An 18,218-nucleotide genomic window follows, 5' to 3' on the forward strand; every position below is an offset into this window, starting at 1 on the left:
AACCGTAATCCGTCTTGCCCTCAGAATACCACAATCAGCCGCTGAATACGTTTCCGGTACCCGGCGCTGCCTTCAGCACCCACACGCGTCCGTAGTGGTTATACCAGCCTGCACGATGGCCGGCATCCGGGCCGATGCCCTGATAAATGTCGAAGTGCTGGCCTTTGATCGCCCCACCCACGTCCAGCGCCACCATCAGGCGTAATTCATACTTGCCGTTGAATTTGCCGTTGTTGTCGAGGAGTGGAACTTCCGCCAGCAGCGTAGTACCTGCCGGGATAATCGAACGATCCGATGCCACAGAAGCGCGGCCAATCAGCGGGACGGCGCTCGCCCCTTTCACCGGCGCAAAGTTCTGCGGTTTGAAGAAGACAAACGATGGGTTCTGCTCAAGCAGCTCACGCACTTCCGCTTCGCTGTGTTTTTCGCCCCACTCGCGGATCGCCTGCATCGACATATCTTCTCGTTTCACTTCGCCACGGTCGATGAGCACCTTACCGATGCTGCGATAGGCATGGCCATTTTTCCCGGCGTAGCTAAAGAAGTTCAGCGGCGAGCCGTCGCCAAAATCAATATAGCCGCTGCCCTGCACGTCCATAATGAAGTTGTCCATCAGCGAGTTGCTGTAGGCCAGCACGTAATTTTCGCTCAGCGCGCCAGCGTAGATCTCGGCGCGGGACGGCAGACGACCGCGTTTCGGCGGCATACGGTAAATGGGATACTGGAACTCGCCCTGGCGTGTGTGTCGCGCCTGGACAACCGGAGTGTAGTAACCGGTAAACTGGACGTTACCGTAGTTATCCGCCCCCTCCATCTGCCAGGCATCGATACCAAACTGGCGCATATTGCGGGTATCACCGCCTGCACGCAGCCAGTCCTGGACGGCGCTATAGACGTTGTTCTGCGAACCGTATAAACGCGGAGAAGCAGTGCGGATCTGGTAGACCTGCTCGGAGAAGTCTCCGGCATTGATCGGAGCGCCCACGGCGTCTGGCTGGTTAACTAAAGAGAAAGGCTGGGATAACTTCCCGTCTTTATACTGTTGACCGCGATCGGTCGGTTTGGAAGAGCAGGCCGCAAGAATCGCCACCATTGCGCCTGTCATCAGATACTTCGCCCAACGTCCTTTCATTATATCTCGTCTTTTAGTTGCCCAATTCCGCGAGATGAAGATAACAAACCCACCGTGTTAATGAAATGCAATCACCTTCCCTTTGGCAAATTCTGCACAAAAAATAGTCCAAAGTGGCTTTTGCCGTTCATTTTGCATACAAAATAATGAATTATGTGAAAAAGGGGTTGCATCACAAACCTATCCGAGTATAGTGCGCTTCCACGGACGCGGGGTGGAGCAGCCTGGTAGCTCGTCGGGCTCATAACCCGAAGGTCGTCGGTTCAAATCCGGCCCCCGCAACCAATCAAATTTGAAGAAGTAAGTTTCTACAAGTGTAGAAAGACGGACGCGGGGTGGAGCAGCCTGGTAGCTCGTCGGGCTCATAACCCGAAGGTCGTCGGTTCAAATCCGGCCCCCGCAACCAATCAAATTTGAAGAAGTAAGTTTCTACAAGTGTAGAAAGACGGACGCGGGGTGGAGCAGCCTGGTAGCTCGTCGGGCTCATAACCCGAAGGTCGTCGGTTCAAATCCGGCCCCCGCAACCAACACTTCTTAAAACAATAAACACCCTGAAGGGTGTTTTTTTGTATCTGGCGTTTGTGAAAATGCCGGGCATGATACCCGGCTTAATGCCCTACCCCCGCCGCGCCAGCGTTTCCCCGTCTGAGAAGTAGGCCCGGATCCCCGCCAGAATCGACTCCGCCACTTCCTGCTGGAATTTAGCCGTCTTGAGCTTACGTTCCTCTTCCACGTTACTGATAAACGCGGTTTCGACCAGAATGGATGGAATATCTGGCGCTTTCAGGACCGCAAATCCGGCCTGCTCGACGCTGTTTTTGTGCAGCTTGTTGACCCGGCCCAGCTTGCCCAGCACCGCTTTACCAAACTTCAGGCTGTCGGTAATGGTCAGCGACTGCACCATATCAAACATCGTATGGTCGACGTAACGGTCGCCACTTTTGCTCACGCCACCAATTAAATCCGAGGCGTTCTGCGTGTCCGCCAGGTATCTCGCGGCGGTACTGGTCGCCCCTTTCGTTGACAGGGCAAACACTGAAGATCCGCTCGGCTGGCGGCTGGTGAAGGCATCCGCGTGAATAGAGACAAACAGATCCGCGCGCTGCTTTTGCGCTTTTGCCACGCGGACCTTCAGCGGGATAAAGACATCTTCGTTGCGCGTCATGTAGGCGCGCATATTGCCCTCTTTGTCGATCAAGGCCTTCAGACGACGGGCAATTTGCAGCACCACATCTTTTTCGCGGGTGCGATATTTCCCGACGGCGCCGGAATCTTCTCCGCCGTGGCCAGGATCGAGCATGATCACAATCGGGCGATCGCGCCCCGCCTTACCCGGCTGTGGGCCACTTTGCGCTGGCGGAACCTGGCTGTCGAGATCGCCTTTGTTGTAATCCTCAAGTAATGCCAGGAGCGGATCCTGAATATCCGTCGCATTCGCCGGATAGAGATCCATCACCAGACGCTCCTTAAAGGCGGCTACAGGCGCAAGGGCAAAGAGCTGAGGTTTCACGTTCTGCTTCAGCTCAAACACCATACGCACGGTTTGCGGATCGAACTGCCCGACGCGCGCCGATTTGATAAACGGATCGTCGCCACGGATCTGAGCTGCCATGCCTTTAAGCACGGAGTTGAGGTTTACACCTTCGAGATCAACCACCACACGTTCAGGATTGCTGAGGGCAAATTGCTTGTATTTCAGCACGCGATTGGACTCGACCGTCACGCGCGTATAGGTCGACGACGGCCAGACGCGCACCGCGACTACCTGGCTTGTGGCGGCAAGACCCACCTGGCTGACGCTAAGCAACCACATCGCCCCGGCCCCTTTTAACAGGCGGCGGCGGCTTATTGCTGAATTGGATCCCGACATGCTTCTCCCGAGCAAGAAATCTGATTGATGAACAAAACGCCCAAATTGACCGAAAACTTTAACGAATGACGCATAAACTGTCATCTATAAAAGGGTAAACAATCATACGTTAACGCACGGATTACTTATTATTTTCTGTGGGTCGCAGAAAATTTAGGCTTGCACACGCGGCCACAATCGAATAAAAATACAGAAATTACGAATAAACATTCACTAAGGGTTGTGTCATGGTTAAGGAACGCAGAACCGAACTGGTCCAGGGATTCCGCCATTCTGTTCCCTATATCAACACCCATCGGGGAAAAACGTTTGTCATCATGCTTGGCGGCGAAGCCATTGAGCATGAAAACTTTTCCAGCATCGTCAATGATATCGGCCTGCTGCACAGCCTCGGCATCCGTCTGGTGGTGGTGTATGGCGCACGTCCGCAAATTGAAGCCAACCTGGCCGCCCATCACCATGAGCCGATCTACCACAAACACACGCGCGTGACGGATGCGAAAACCCTCGAGTTGGTCAAACAGGCGGCGGGTCTGTTGCAGCTCGATATCACCGCCCGCCTGTCGATGAGCCTGAATAATACGCCGTTGCAGGGCGCGCACATCAACGTGGTGAGCGGCAACTTTATCATCGCTCAGCCGCTCGGCGTGGACGATGGCGTGGATTACTGCCACAGCGGCCGCATCCGCCGTATTGATGAAGAAGCCATTCACCGCCAGTTAGACAATGGCGCGATCGTTCTGATGGGCCCTGTTGCCGTCTCCGTAACGGGTGAAAGTTTTAATCTGACCTCAGAAGAGATTGCCACCCAGCTGGCCATCAAGCTGAAAGCGGAAAAAATGATCGGCTTTTGCTCCTCACAGGGTGTCGTGAACGATGAGGGCGTGATTGTGCCAGAACTTTTTCCGAATGAAGCCCAGGCGCGCGTCGAAGCGCTGGAAGCAGAAGGCGATTACTATTCCGGTACCGTGCGTTTTCTGCGCGGCGCCGTTAAAGCGTGCCGTAGCGGGGTGCGCCGCAGCCACCTGATCAGCTATCAGGAAGACGGCGCGCTGTTGCAGGAGCTGTTCTCCCGTGACGGGATCGGTACGCAGATCGTCATGGAGAGCGCCGAGCAGATCCGCCGTGCCACCATCAACGATATCGGCGGCATTCTGGAGCTGATCCGTCCGCTGGAACAACAGGGAATTCTGGTTCGCCGATCCCGCGAGCAGCTGGAGATGGAGATCGACAAGTTCACCATCATTCAGCGGGATAACCTGACCATTGCCTGTGCGGCGCTTTATCCGTTCCCGGAAGAGCAGATTGGCGAAATGGCGTGCGTCGCCGTGCATCCTGATTACCGTAGCTCCTCACGGGGGGAACTGCTGCTTGAACGCGTGGCGGCACAGGCGCGCCAGATGGGTCTGAGCAAGCTGTTCGTGCTTACCACGCGCAGCATTCACTGGTTCCAGGAGCGCGGCTTCACGCCGGTGGATATTGATTCCCTGCCGGAAAGTAAGAAAGAGATGTACAACTACCAGCGCCGCTCGAAGGTGTTAATGGCGGACCTGGGATAACAGTCACCCTCTCCTGCTGGAGAGGGCGTTCACTCAGACAGATTCAAATATCGCGCTTAATCCGCTTCTGCGCTCGGTACGGGTGGCAATCGCCTGACTCAACACGCGCTCATCCGCATACAGCGACAGAAGCTGGCGCGCACGGGTAATGGCGGTGTAGACCAGCTCGCGGGTCACAACCGGCGACAGCTGGGTAGGCAGGATCAGCGCCGCATGGTTGAACTCGGAGCCCTGAGATTTGTGTACCGTCATCGCCCATGCCGTTTCATGCTCTGGCAGGCGGCTGGGCTGGACGGACTTCACGCTGCCGTCCGGCAGCTGGAACCAGACGCGCAGTCCGTTACCGCGATCGAGCGCAATGCCGATATCGCCGTTGAACAGCCCCAGCGCACTGTCGTTGCGGGAGATCATCACTGGCCGGCCTTCATACCATCGCGAATGCTGTTGACGGTTAATTTTGCGTTTCTGCACCAGCAGTTGCTCCAGCCTGTCGTTCAGGCCCGTGACGCCAAACGGCCCTTCCCGCAATGCGCACAGAAGCTGGTATTCGCCAAATGCGGCGATGACCTGCCCGGGCTGACTGCGCTGCTGCACGCAGCTCAGAAAATGCTGGTATCCCTGAAGAGCCTCCTCAAGCATAGCCTGATACTCTTCCCCGCTTTGCAGCGATTTCTTTTCAATGTCAGTGAAGGAACCGTCAAACACCGTGCGCGTGGCGTGCCTGTCGCCACGGTTGACCGCCGCAGCCAGCTGGCCGATGCCGGAGTCGCTACCGAAACGGTAGCTTTTTTGCAGCAGGCACAGGCTGTCACGCAGTGCGCCCGCGATCGGCGTGTGATCGGGTTCAAGCGAGCAACCGGTCAGACGGGCGAGCTCCTGCGCCCGCGCGGGGGTATAACCGTAACTGGCGTAGGTACAGATATCCCCCAGCACCGCCCCGGCTTCTACAGAGGCGAGCTGATCGCGATCGCCCAGGAAAACCACGCGCGCATGGGGTGGCAGCGCATCGATCAGGCGCGACATCATGGTCAGGTCGATCATGGAGGCTTCATCCACCACCAGCACGTCCAGATGCAGCGGATTGCCCGCATGGTAGCGCAGCCGCTGGCTACCCGGCTGCGCGCCGAGCAGACGGTGCAGAGTACTTGCTTCACCCGGGAAAAGCGCAAGCTGCTCCTGGGTGAGCGGCAGCCGTTGCATCGCACCGCCCAGTGATTCGGTCAGACGCGCCGCGGCCTTCCCGGTGGGCGCCGCCAGACGAATACGGCATCGCTGCTCGCCTGAAAGCTGTATCAGGGCTGCCAGCAGCTTTGCGACGGTCGTTGTTTTCCCGGTTCCCGGGCCGCCGGATATCACCGAGATCCGCCGCGTAAGGGCGACGGCTGCCGCCACTTTCTGCCAGTCTGTGGCCTCACCGGAGTCAAACAGCCTGTCCAGCGTCTGGCGAAGCTGTGCTTCGTCGCAGGGAAGCGGCGCATTGGTCTCACTAAAGAAACGCGCTACCGTCAGTTCGTTTCGCCACAGGCGGTTCAGGTATAAGCGCTCCCCCGTAAGGATCAGCGGTGCCTGGTTGTCTCCCGGCCCGACGGCTGACGATTCACGCAAGATTTTCTGCCAGTCCACCTTATCTCCCAGCAGCGCAAAGCAGGACTGGAGGACAGGCGGCATTTTCTCGTCAACCACCAGACGCGAGAGCGGCAGACACACATGCCCCTCTCCGGCATCTTTACTCAACAGGGCAGCGGCAAGCATCACGGCGGGCTGGTCAGCGGCAATCATCATGGCAAACTGCACGTCCAGCTGACGCAGCACGCGTTGCTCTACCGCATCCAGCAATAAGTCCTGCATCGTCATGCCATCTCCTCCGTGTTTGCTGCAAACAGGTTATCCATTTTATTAATCAATTCCGCATCCGGACGAGTGCTGAAGATCCCGGAGCGCGGATCGGCAGCATCAACCCCGCGCAGGAACAGATAGATGACACCGCCAAAATGATCGTCGTAGCGATAATCCGCAATACGGTGGCGCAAATAGCGGTGCAGCGCCAGGGTATAGAGCTGATATTGCAGATCGTAGCGATGCATTTGCATGGCTGCCGCCATCGCCTGCTGGGTATAGGCTTCGCTGTTCTCGCCCAGCCAGTTCGATTTGTAATCCAGCAGGTAGTACCGTCCTTCGTGACGGAAGACCAGGTCGATAAACCCTTTCAGCATGCCCTGCACCTGACGGAAGTTCAGCGGCGGGCAACCGGCTGACAGCGGATCGTACTGACGGATGAGCGCATCGAGCGCGTCGGCCTTAAGCGGGCCTGCGACGGGCAGATAAAACTCCATCTCAACCTGCTTATTTTTGGCCGTTAACTGGCGAAGAGAGAAGCCCTGCGTCGTCAGCGGCGCCTGCAAAATGGCGTTGATCCAGTCAGTGAGAACGGGCTGCCAGTGCGCGTCATAGCCTCCGCTCTGCAACATCTTCAGCACCCACTCCTCACTGACAGGCTGGGTGAAATCAAGCTCTTCAAAGAGGCTGTGCAAAAAGGTGCCCGGTGACGCGCCGCGTGGGAACTGATGTGGAGTTAACGTCGGTTCAACCGGAACATCGCCCACCCCTGCGGCATCCACGTCCAGCTTCGGCATGAGATCCTGCGCAATACTTTGCCCGTGCTGTTGCAGGCCAGAATAGCTGGTGACGCGCCAGTCGTCGGCAAGCACCCGTGTAATCTGGCGCGCGTTAAGATCGGTCGCGGGCTCTTGCGCCATTTCCCAGCGGCTGTTGTCTGGCAGAGAAGGGATATGCAGGGCGATATCGTCTCCGCAAAGCGACTCAATACAGAGGCGCAACCCCGCCGCATCTTTCGGCTCACCACGCTGAACAAGCCGCCCTAAGGCGCTTAAATGGAAATCGCTCTCCCCTGTTTTCTCCCCGCGACGGCGGAAAACCGGCGCGACGCCCAGGCTGCAATGCCAGACAGAACGGGTCAGCGCCACGTAAAGCAGGCGCAAATCCTCCGCCAGACGCTCCGCTTCCGCCAGCTCAACGCTGGTTTCCGCCTTGCTGAGATCGAGCACCGCATCGAAAGTCTCGCGGTCATGATAATAGGCCTGATCCTGAACGCGGTAGTTGGCGATAAAGGGCAGCCAGACCAGCGGATACTCGAGACCTTTCGATTTGTGAATGGTGACGATTTGCACCAGATGCTTATCGCTCTCAAGACGCATCTGCTGGCTTGCGGCGTTACTGTTTGGATCCGCGATTTGCTGCGCCAGCCAGCGCACGAGGGCATGTTCACTTTCAAGCTGGGTGCCGGCTTCCTGCAACAGTTCGCTGATGTGTAAAATATCGGTAAGACGCCTTTCACCGCCCGATGACGCCAGCATATTTTCGGCAATCTGGCGCCGCGTCATCAATTCGCGCAGCATCGCCATGACGCCGCGTTTTTGCCAGCGTTCACGGTAATGGACAAACTCTTCCACCACCGCATCCCATGCGTTTTCGTCATGGTTGAGCTCATCTATATCGCGCGCGTTCAACCCCAGCATAGAGCAGGCCAGCGCGCTTCGAAGCGTATTTTCGCGCTCCGGGGCCAGCACCGCCTGAAGCAGCCAGAGCATTTCCTGGGCTTCCAGCGTGTCGAACACGCTGTCGCGGTTAGAGAGATACACTGACGGAATATCCAGCAGCGTTAGCGCATCGCGGATTAGCGCCGCTTCCTGACGACTGCGCACCAGCACGGTAATATCAGAGGCTTTAACAGGATTCGCCTGTTCCCCCTTCCACAGCAGCGCCTCGCCGCGCGCGCCTGCGCTCAGCCAGTCACGGATTTGCGCGGCGCAGTGCTGCGCCATCGCCGCCTGATAGTCGGCAACCCCATAGCCTTCCCCTTCCAGCAGCCAGAAGGTCATGGCGGGTTGCACCGCGCCACTGACTTCGAAGCGCAGGGATGCGTTTTTTGGGGCGGATTTCACCGGCAGGAAAGGGATTTCATTGAACATGAACGCCGTCTCCATACGGCTGAACAGCGCATTGACGCTCTTAACCATCCCCGGCGCGGAACGCCAGTTAGTGTCTAACGTGTAATGCGCGACAACCTCACTACGGGCTTTCATATAGGTGAAGATATCTGCCCCACGGAAGGCGTAAATCGCCTGTTTAGGGTCGCCAATCAACAACAGAGCAGTGTCGGGCTGCTGTCGCCAGATGCGGCGAAAAATGCGGTACTGCTGAGGGTCAGTGTCCTGAAATTCGTCAATCATCGCCACCGGAAAACGGGTACGGATCGCGCTGGCGAGCGCTTCACCATTCTCGCTGGACAGCGCCTCGTCCAGGCGGCTCAGCATGTCATCAAACCCCAGCTCTCCCCGGCGACGTTTTTCGCGCGCGACGGCCTGGCGGATCTCCGTCATAGCGCGGGTGATCATCAGGTCATTGAGCGTTAATGGCTCCGCAAGCAGCGCATCAATCGCCACAAACAGGGAATGCTCAGGCACAATGCCGTCGGCTTTGGTTCGCTCGGTCAAAAAGCGCTGCGAAAATTTTTCCAGCGCGTCCGGAAGCTGGTAGCCCCGCGTCTCCTCCTGGGCCCAGACGCTGATCTTTTCGATCCACTTCCCCTGGTTCCCACGGTTGAACTTGCGTCTGTCGATGCCTGAGTTTTCGATGATTGCATCAATTTCACCAACCGACTCATTCCACTTATGCTTAAGCGCCGCAATTTTGGCGACGATCTTTTCATGGCGCGAGGCCAGCGTTTCATCGGCAGGCGGCGGAGATTTAATGACCGGCGCTTCGCCTTGCAGGTAACGGTCGATGGCGCGAAGAAGCTCTTCCGGACCTTTCCACAGGGCGTGAACCGCTTCGGCAATGTCGCGCTGCAATGGATAACAGTGACGACGCCAGAAATCCGCACAGGCCTGATAGCGAAGCTCGGATTCATCTTCAATAAGCTGCTGCTCAAAGAGCATGCCGGATTCAAACGCATTCAGGCTTAACATGCGCTGACAAAAACCGTGAATGGTGAAGACGGACGCTTCATCCATTTGCCGCTCGGCCAGCAGCAGCCATTGCGCAGCCTGTTGCTTATCCGCAATCTCGTCCAGCAGGCTCGCGTAGAGGGGGTTATCCGTTGTCTGACGCAAACAGGCGATGCGCAGCTCATGAATGTTGCTGCGAATACGGCCACGCAGCTCGGCAGTGGCCGCTTCGGTGAAGGTTACCACCAGCAGCTCTTCCACGCTTAACGGGCGCGAAAAAGCGGCGTTGCCGCCGAGCCCCAACAGCAGACGCAGATAGAGCGCGGCGATGGTATAGGTTTTTCCCGTTCCCGCTGAGGCTTCAATCAGTCGCTCACCCTGTAGAGGTAAACTTAGGGGATCAAGCGGCTCAGCGGTATGGGTCATTCTTTCTTACTCCAGGGCATAGTTTGTTGCAGCGCGCTGACGCTCTTCCAGACGGTCCACTCTTTTGATTTTACGTAGTCCGTTTTCCTGTTCTGGCTGCCAGAAACCTGAGACAGGATGGCCATACCCTGCGGTTTTACTACCGCCTGATGGAAGAAATCGGCAACCTTTTGTGGCGTCAGCTGTTTTATTTCGGCCACTATTTTATCACGCGAATCAAATTTCATATTACCGCGATCAAAATCTTTGCTCAGCTGCGAGGCCTCTTCACCCAGCGTCTGCGGCGGCTGCATCACCTGGGCGATAACCGCCTGCTGGATCTGGGCAAACTCTTCCGGCTTCATGGCGCGCAGTTTTGCTTCCGCCTGCGGGAAGAACGCCTGATAACGCTGCCACAGGTAAGCGGGTTGCTTGTCGCTGCTTTGCAGAAGGAAGCCCAGCCCCCACTGACGGCCCACATTCATAGAGAAAGCGAATACCGCATAGCCCAGCTGCTCCTCGGTGCGCAGCTGGTTGTAAAACCACGGCTGAATAATTTGACCGAGAACAGCACTCTGGGCAGAGCTGGTAAATTCGTCATAACCGACAGGGACAAACACCGCGGCCAGCGCGGAATCCGTGCTGCTTCCCGCTTTTTCGAAGATCACGTTCTGCTTTTTCTCTACCAGCACATCCTGGTTACGGCACCACTCATCGCCTTTTGAACCCAGTTGCGCACGGACGTTTTGCGCCAGCGTTTTAGCCTGATCTTCGCTCATATTCCCTACAACCAGGAACTCCGGACGGGTATTGGTTTTCAGCGCATCACGGTAAGCCAGCACCTCTTTTAAGGTGACTGAGGGCAATAACGCGCGGCGATCTTCGCGCTGGAAGTACGGAATTTGCGACAGCATCTGTGCTGGCATAATCGCCTGATCGTAGGCTTTACCCTTCTCGGCAGAATCCATCATCTGGGCATACCAGGACTTAGCCTGCTCGAGCTGTTCTTCCGTAGGCGTATAGCTGAAATAACCGTCCAGCAGCGCCTGGAACAGCTGCGGCAAACGCTGGGTATAGCCGTTGGCATTCACCATCAGGCCGTTATTGGCGTTGGTGGAGAAACTGATACCACCAACGGCAGCCTGGTTGCTGAGCTGATCGAGAGCAATACCGGCCAGATAATCGTTAAGCGCAAACAGCACCTGGTTTCTGGCGCTGTCCATAGCTTTGGGGTTACGCAGCACCACGCTAACATCCGCTTTTGGCTCGTCGGCGAAATAGCGGCTTGGGGTGTAGACCACGCGCAGCGTCGGCTCATCAACAATCAGCTCCGGGTGCGGATACGCCTTTGCGGGTTTGATCAGCGAGAAATCGTCCGGGATGTAGGGGTTAAGTTCCGGTAACGTCAGCGCAATTTCCCCCGCCTTTTTCTGCCAGCCCGCGAAGGTCTGTTCGCTGATTTTTTCAACCTGATACGGGGCATCAACGAAGTAGGCCATTTTGTTATGCGGTTCGTTCGGGCTGATATACCAGACGCGGGCATTCTGCGGAGTCATCATCGCCAGTCGCGCTTTGAGCGCTCCGGCGTCATACTGGTCGGCAATATTTACCGCATCCAGCGTATGTTCCACCGGCACGCGGATCATGGTATCTGCCAGCCACTCAACGTAGTCCATATCACGCGTGATAGAGGGATAGCGGAAATCGAGATCCAGCACGTGCGCCAGCTCGTCAAAGTAGCGTTTATCGACCCCTTTATCGCGCAGCAGAGAGAGGTAACTGAAAATGGCCGCAACGACGTCGTCCCGGTGAGCCAGCCCTTTATCGGTCAGCGTCGCGGAGATGGCCAGCACGCCGCTATTCCCGTTTACAACGGGATCGGAGTCAGCGCGAATACCTTCCACCAGCCCCTGCTTTTGCAGCCAGTCGGAGAGCGTACCCGGGCTGCGGTTGCCGATAAGATACGTCACCAGCTCGTCGGTTTTGCTGCGGAACTGCGCCGTGTTGTTATCAATACGGAATTCAACGCGTAACACCTTGCGCGGCAAGGCCGGCACATAATGAATAACAATGCCTTTTTGCGCGTCCGTGACAACCGGCACGTTAATCTGCGGCAGATCGATATTTTTATTTGGCACCCTGCCGTAGGTCTGCGCGGCCATGTTTGCCAGCGTCGGCAACGGTTTATTGCTGTAGATAACCGCTTTCATCAGATTGGCGGAATAGTATTTTTCACGAAACGCATGCAGCGCATCGAGCACCGGGCTACCTGGCTTGTCGCTCAGCGTTTCAAGGTTGCCGCCTGAGAAGCGCGAACCCGGGTGCGCCGGATTGATGGTTTCAGCGCTAACCTGCGCCATGCGCATACCGTCTCGCGTGCGCGCCATCGTCAGTTCGGCGTTCACGGCATTACGTTCACGGTCAGCGTATTTTTTATCCAGCAGCGGTGCGGCGATGGCATCCGCCAGACGGTCCACCGCCCCATCAAGCGCATCATTTTCCACTTCCAGGTAAAACGCGGTGCGATACGGCGCGGTACTGGCGTTGTGGCTGCCGCCATGCATTTTCAGAAATTCGGACAGGCTGTCAGGCTGTGGGTATTTTTTAGAGCCCATCAGCGTCATGTGCTCAAGGTAGTGCGCCAGTCCAGGGTGGGCGTCAGGATCTTCCAGCGAACCCACCGGCACAACCAGCGCGGAGAGCGATTTCACCGCCTGAGGATCGGAAACCAGCAGCACGGTCATCCCGTTATCAAGACGAATCGCCTGATACTCACGGGTGTCCTTATCGCTCTTACGGATTGTTTCCTTGACAGGTTGCCAACCGGAATCGGCCTGAGTGACGGGAGCCCAAAGGGCGATAAACAAAACAAACGCTTTGAACAAGGTGCTGCCTGGCATTACGACCTCTTTTTCACGGCTACATCATTAACAACGTGCGTGCTGGACACGCCAGCATCTCTTTCTTTGGGTACATCAGTCCGTGATAAGAGGTGCATCATAAATGAACACCTCATACTGCGCAATTTTTATACAGCACTCAGGACTGATTAAATTTGAACAACGGTAACAGGTAGCGTTGCGCCTCCAGGGTGATAATGTCGAAATATTCTGGCTCCAGCGTTCGCCATAAACGTTGATACCAGACATCGTCACCTTCGCCACGTACCATCATGTTCCCTTCGTAGGCCTGCAAAAACTTGCTGCGCGCTTTCTGGAGCGAAGCCTCATCCGTTAACATGGCATCATTCTGCGCGTCGTAACAGGCTTTTATCCACGCCCCCCCACTTTCAGGCAGCAAAAGCAGAGGTTTGTTCATGCCCTGACGGTAACCTTCAATATAAAGCGACAGATACGTCAACGCCTGCTCAGGCTCCATCGGCGGGAAACGCCATTCGCCGTCCTTACGTACAAACAACCGGCTTTCACCTTCGTGACCACTCGCACTGTAGACAAGATGTTCGAGCCAGAGTTGCAGGCCATGTGAAACGCTGAGCATGGATGGCCGCCAGCGCAGCAGCCCGTCAGACTGCACGTGCGTGAGCCAGCCGCTGAGGTGCATACCGTTACAATCGAGATCGATTTCAATGCTGCTCGCCGGCTGCCGACACGCGATAACGCGGTCAGCAAGCGCTCGCATCTCCTCGCACTGGGCATCCCAGACGATTTCGCCGAATGCACCATACGGAAGTAATCCCGACGCCCTGTAACGTCGGAACAGTTTACTGGCGTCTTCTTCGTCAACCAGCGCATTCAGAAGCTGGGAATTAAGCTTAAAACGCTCCAGCCCATCAAGAATAAACGGTTCCGCATCGGGGATTTCGCTCTCTTCAGAGCGGAAATTCACCTGCAAGCGTTGCTGGAAAAAAGCCCGGACCGGGTGTGCCCAAAAACGCTGTAGCTGCTCAAACGAGAGGGTATCTATGACGCGCGGTTCGAGCGTCTGAATAAAATCGGTTTGCGGCGTCCCCGCTTTCTTCGCTGCGGGAAGCCACTCGCGGGCGTAGCTTTGCAGTTCATCAGGAACGTAATTGACAGGATCAAACGGCATACGGCTATGGTGACAGGTGATATGCGCTTTCACCCGACGTTCGCTTTCGTCGCAGTTGCAGGCTTCATCGCCCGGCAGATAGTGGCTCTGTCCAATGTAGTCCACCAGCTCCTGCACCAGCACAGACGGGAAACGCTCGCTGTTATCCTGAATTGAACGTCCGATATAGCTGATATACAGCCTGCTTTGCGCAGACATCAGCGCCTCAAGAAAGAGATAACGGTCATCATCGCGGCGGCTGCGGTCGCCCCGCTTCGGTTGTGCGCTCATGAGATCAAAACCCAGAGGTGGAAGCGCACGCGGATAAATACCGTCGTTCATGCCAAGCAGACAGACCACTTTGAACGGGATTGAACGCATTGGCATCAGGGTACAAATATTCACCGGCCCCGCAAGGAAGCGCTGGCTGATGCGCTCCTGATCGAGACGTTGCGTCAGCTCATCACGAAGAAGCGAAAGAGGAACCGCCTCGTGATAGTGCGAATTAACCCCCTCATCAACGATGGCCTGCCACTGCTTCTCGATAAGCGCCATGGCGGCTTCAGTTTCGCTGTCCGGCAGAAAGAAATCATTCAGCATTTCGCGGCAAATCGGCAGCCACTCTTCGAGCGGGCGGGGCTGCATCAACGCACGGCGCCAGCGGTTGAGCTGCATAAGCAGCGAGGCTAAGTGACCAACCAGTTCCGCGATCAACCCACTGGATTCATCGTACGGCAGCACGTCATTCCATTCGCCGTGGATGCTCTCCATAGCATACCCCAGCAGCATGCGCGTCAGGCCAAACTGCCAGGTATGCTGGCCGGTCGCAGGCAGTTCGAACTCCTGGACGTTATCATCGTCGATACCCCAGCGGACACCAGATTCGTTGACCCACTGGCGCAGATAGCGCAACCCCTCTTCGTTAATGTTGAAACGTGCGGCCAGAACAGGCACATCCAGCAGTGCCAGCACATCCTCAGAGATAAACCGGCTATCAGGCAGCGAAAGCAGGCTGATAAAGGCCTGTAGCGCCGGGTGTGACTGACGAGCGCGACGGTCAGAGATTGCGTAGGGCAGATAGCGGTCGCCCGTTGCGCTGCCAAATACCGCCTGAATAAACGGGCTGTAGCTGTCGATATCCGCCACCATCACCACGATATCGCGCGGTGTCAGGGTTGGATCGTCCTGTAACATGGCCAGCAGGCGGTCATGAAGAATTTCAACTTCACGCTGTGGGCTGTGGCAAACGTGGATCGCGATACTGCGATCGTCAGGATCCAGTTTTCGCTTCTTGTCGCTTCGCGCAAACTCTTCGGCAGTGATCCCGGCAACGGCACGGTTTTCCAAATCCAGAATATCAAGCTGAATATTGTGCAGCAGGCTGTCCGGCGTAATATCCGCAAACGCATCCACATCCCCTTCTCCCGAAGAGGTGATTTCAGAAAGCAGATAAATATAGTCGCGTCCGAGCTTGCCCCACGAGGCAAGCAGCGGGTTCGGCAGGTTCTGAATCCCTTCTTCATCAAAAAGCTGCGCCGCGTTTTCACTGTCTTTAAACAGCGGCACGGCGCGCTCTTCAAAGAGGCGCTTTCTCTGGCGGGTGACCAGTCGTGAAAGCCAGCGCGGATCCTGAATATCCCCCCAATAGTGTCGACACGGGTTGGTAAAGAGGATATGGATATCAGTGTGCTTACCGAGCGCTTTTAGCGCGTTCAGGTAGACAGGCGGCAGCGCGGAGATACCGCAAATGAACACGCGTGACGGCAAACGGGCTGGCCGTTCTGCGCTGTTCTCAAGTATTGAGATAAAGCGATCGTACAGGTTAGCACGGTGCCACTTAGGCTGACCGAGTTTCCCGGTATGCTCGACCAGCGCTTTCCAGAGCGGCGCCTGCCAGATTTGCGCTTCCGGTAACCCATCGACTAATTCTCCCGCTTCCCAGCGAATCAGCCATTCTGCACGGTAAACCAGATACTGGTCATAAAGGTCGGCAGTACGTGAGGCAAGCTGGAAAAGTTTACGCTTGTCGGTGTCGTCATTCAGGTAGTGGCGCAGCATGGCAAACTCATCATGCGCCAGCATGTCCGGCAGCAGCGTCATCAGTTTCCAGGCCATGCTTTGTTTGTTGAAGGCGCTCTGCTCAGGAATATCCGGCAGGACGCGAACAAACATCTCCCAGATAAAGCTCGCGGGCAGCGGAAAATCGATGTTCGCCGCAATGCCAAATTTCTGCGAAAGGGACATTTGCAGCCACTGCGCCATACCGGTGCTCTGCACCAGCACCATTTCTGGCTCAAACGGATCGTCAAGACGCTCTTGCTCAACGATATACTCCATCAGTGCTTCCAGCACATCCAGACGATTTGAGTGGTAAACCCTTAGCATAAACGCTCCCGACTAGCGGCTAACCGGGCAATGCAGACGCGTCAACGCGCCCTGCCGCCCCATAGGAGAAATAAGTGTGACCGTGATGCTGACACATCCGGACTGTGTTGTCTGCCCCCGACTGACCTGCCAGCCCGGCGGGAGCGTTAATGTTGAGATCTGCGACTGATTCCACGCATGATGCCATAGCTGACGATACTGGCTAAGCGCCGCATACCGGGCTGCCAGCGCGCGATGATAGCCGGATAACGCCATCACAACCACAACCAGCAACATCATTGCCAGCAAAACCTCAACCATGCTAAATCCTTTTTGTCTGCTCAGGGTAACTGACATAGCGTACTTTCCTTAAGGGGGCAGAAATCACTCCAGCCGTGGGCGGAAAAGCGTATCTGCCCCTCCGAGATGTCCCCGCCTCGCCATAGCAATAGATTGTCATTGCCGGCAATAAGCAACACACGCGCCCCAAACAGCCTTATACAGACCCGCAAACGTTGTGTCTGTTTGCACTGAACCTCTGGCTGTAAAACCCATTCCTGAACGCGCCCCCACTCCAGTGCAGATTGCACGGCAGCCTGCTGGCGAACAGACAAACTCTCGCCACTTACCAGCGTGCTAAAGGTTTGCAGCTGCTGATTTAATCCGGTGAGGATCAGCGTGCCGAGCACCAGCAACAGCAGGACCAGCGCCAGCGATGACATGCCCCGCTGACGATTCACAGATTAAACCCCGTTACGGTATGGCGAGCCGAAAAGGGTGCGGTCAGTTCACCTTTACGGCGGGCACGCAGCTCGATACTGATGACCGGCGCAAAGCCATCATGATCGGTTTTAGTGACCATAAATTGCTCTATCAGGACCCGATCCGGGTCGGTGAGCTTATCCCATCCCTTACCGTCACAGGATGTGGCGCCCCGCAGAGTTTCAAGCGATCCGGACTCAAGCCGGAATCCCGTACTGTCGTTTTCTGACGCGGTGCTATCCCACTGGCCGTTGCTGTTCGCATCCCATAGCACAATCGCACATCGTCCTTGCCTGCCGATGATCATCCCCTGCCCCTGGCAATGCCCTGCACAATATCCTGCCCTCTGAAACTGTTTACCGATCGCGAACAGACGTTGCCAGACCTCATCCTCCAGCTCCTGCTGTCCGGATTGCAGTAAAACACCCCGCTGTAGCCCCGGTAAAAAACGTGACGTGCTGAGTAACAGAATGCTGCTTATCGTCATCGCAATAAGCACTTCCAGCAGGGAAAACCCTTTTCGATTTACTGGCATGCACCTTCTCCTGCGGCATTACACAGCCTGATACGTCCGCCATTTGAGACAATAACCCACCACCCACCAGCGCGGCTCTGCACGCGGATATGTCCGGCCCATGCGGTATCCCTTAAACCGTAAAATCCCAGCGCAGGGGTTATGTCGCTTATCGTGACCTCGGGCCACATCGGCTTCATCACGAACGGTCCGCCGCTGTCACAACCGGTCACCGCTGAACTGGCCAGACACTCCTTTTCACCGTCGTTATGCAGCGCGATCCTGTGCTCGCTGTTGTGACGGTTGGCGTCATTGCGCAAAAACACCAGGTAATCCCGCACCTGGCAGGCGGTTTGCCAAAGCCGCTGCCGCTGCTGCCAGCTGTCCCAGCCATAGAGCCCTGTGGCGCTGAGGATCACTGTCAGCGAAACGGCGATAAGGGTTTCGATAAGCGTAAAGCCTTGTTCGTTTTTCATGGCGGGAGTGTGGCGGAATAGCAAAAACGGTGCGAGCGTCAAACCAGAACTTTACGAGCCGCTTTCAGGAGATTTTCACCCGTTGCAACGCGTTGCATCGTCTCTGGAAACAGGCTCGAAAAACAAAACGGGCGTGAAAA

General features: G+C 56.3%; 11 protein-coding genes and 3 tRNA genes. 4 read left to right on the plus strand and 10 right to left on the minus strand.

Features of this window, described 5'->3' with window-relative positions:
- Positions 1-34: 34 nt before the first annotated feature.
- The gene (gene mltA / locus ACOTYH_RS10665; protein ID WP_015571742.1) at positions 35-1,132 is read right to left on the minus strand and encodes a murein transglycosylase A; all 1,098 of its coding nucleotides are present in this window, start codon (positions 1,130-1,132) and stop codon (positions 35-37) included.
- Between the two features lie 208 nt (positions 1,133-1,340).
- Between mltA and ACOTYH_RS10670 the strand changes: the two genes are divergently transcribed.
- The 3 genes from ACOTYH_RS10670 to ACOTYH_RS10680 all read left to right on the plus strand — a co-directional run bounded on the left by ACOTYH_RS10670 (position 1,341) and on the right by ACOTYH_RS10680 (position 1,659).
- A tRNA-Met gene (locus tag ACOTYH_RS10670) sits at positions 1,341-1,417 on the plus strand.
- A gap of 44 nt (positions 1,418-1,461) precedes the next feature.
- Positions 1,462-1,538 (plus strand) — tRNA-Met (locus ACOTYH_RS10675).
- Between the two features lie 44 nt (positions 1,539-1,582).
- Positions 1,583-1,659: transfer RNA gene (locus tag ACOTYH_RS10680), tRNA-Met, on the plus strand.
- A gap of 89 nt (positions 1,660-1,748) precedes the next feature.
- On the opposite strand, the gene amiC is transcribed toward ACOTYH_RS10680, so the two are convergent.
- A complete protein-coding gene (gene amiC, locus ACOTYH_RS10685) occupies positions 1,749-3,002 on the minus strand; it encodes an N-acetylmuramoyl-L-alanine amidase AmiC (RefSeq protein ID WP_017382840.1) in 1,254 nt (417 codons plus the stop codon).
- Between the two features lie 227 nt (positions 3,003-3,229).
- On the opposite strand from amiC, the gene argA reads away from it, so the two are divergent.
- On the plus strand, positions 3,230-4,561 hold the full coding sequence (gene argA, locus ACOTYH_RS10690) for an amino-acid N-acetyltransferase (protein ID WP_015571744.1): 1,332 nt from the start codon (positions 3,230-3,232) through the stop codon (positions 4,559-4,561).
- Positions 4,562-4,594: 33 nt separating this feature from the next.
- On the opposite strand, the gene recD is transcribed toward argA, so the two are convergent.
- The 8 genes from recD to ACOTYH_RS10730 all read right to left on the minus strand — a co-directional run bounded on the left by recD (position 4,595) and on the right by ACOTYH_RS10730 (position 18,078).
- Positions 4,595-6,415, minus strand: a complete 1,821-nt coding sequence (recD, locus tag ACOTYH_RS10695) for an exodeoxyribonuclease V subunit alpha (protein WP_047062376.1) — start codon at positions 6,413-6,415, stop codon at positions 4,595-4,597.
- On the minus strand, positions 6,412-9,954 hold the full coding sequence (gene recB, locus ACOTYH_RS10700; RefSeq protein ID WP_421637731.1) for an exodeoxyribonuclease V subunit beta: 3,543 nt from the start codon (positions 9,952-9,954) through the stop codon (positions 6,412-6,414). Before recB ends, recD begins: the two co-directional genes overlap by 4 nt.
- Complete coding sequence (ptrA, locus tag ACOTYH_RS10705) at positions 9,951-12,833, minus strand: pitrilysin (protein ID WP_063138592.1); 2,883 nt, start codon at positions 12,831-12,833, stop codon at positions 9,951-9,953. The genes recB and ptrA overlap by 4 nt, the downstream gene beginning before the upstream one ends.
- Positions 12,834-12,972: 139 nt before the next feature.
- Positions 12,973-16,347 carry an exodeoxyribonuclease V subunit gamma gene (gene recC, locus ACOTYH_RS10710; RefSeq protein WP_032671941.1) on the minus strand — a complete coding sequence of 1,125 codons (3,375 nt, stop codon included), beginning with the start codon at positions 16,345-16,347 and terminating at the stop codon, positions 12,973-12,975.
- Positions 16,348-16,359: 12 nt separating this feature from the next.
- Positions 16,360-16,683: a prepilin-type N-terminal cleavage/methylation domain-containing protein gene (locus tag ACOTYH_RS10715; protein ID WP_023295356.1), complete on the minus strand. Its 324-nt coding sequence runs from the start codon at positions 16,681-16,683 to the stop codon at positions 16,360-16,362.
- Positions 16,668-17,066: a DUF2509 family protein gene (locus ACOTYH_RS10720; protein ID WP_033487600.1), complete on the minus strand. Its 399-nt coding sequence runs from the start codon at positions 17,064-17,066 to the stop codon at positions 16,668-16,670. The genes ACOTYH_RS10715 and ACOTYH_RS10720 overlap by 16 nt, the downstream gene beginning before the upstream one ends.
- A complete protein-coding gene (locus tag ACOTYH_RS10725) occupies positions 17,063-17,623 on the minus strand; it encodes a prepilin peptidase-dependent protein (protein ID WP_032619109.1) in 561 nt (186 codons plus the stop codon). Before ACOTYH_RS10725 ends, ACOTYH_RS10720 begins: the two co-directional genes overlap by 4 nt.
- Positions 17,614-18,078: a prepilin peptidase-dependent protein gene (locus tag ACOTYH_RS10730; RefSeq protein WP_047726665.1), complete on the minus strand. Its 465-nt coding sequence runs from the start codon at positions 18,076-18,078 to the stop codon at positions 17,614-17,616. The genes ACOTYH_RS10725 and ACOTYH_RS10730 overlap by 10 nt, the downstream gene beginning before the upstream one ends.
- Positions 18,079-18,218 lie beyond the last annotated feature (140 nt).

It is taken from the genome of Enterobacter cloacae complex sp. SHL001 (assembly GCF_049236825.1).
GTDB lineage: Bacteria > Pseudomonadota > Gammaproteobacteria > Enterobacterales > Enterobacteriaceae > Enterobacter > Enterobacter hormaechei_C.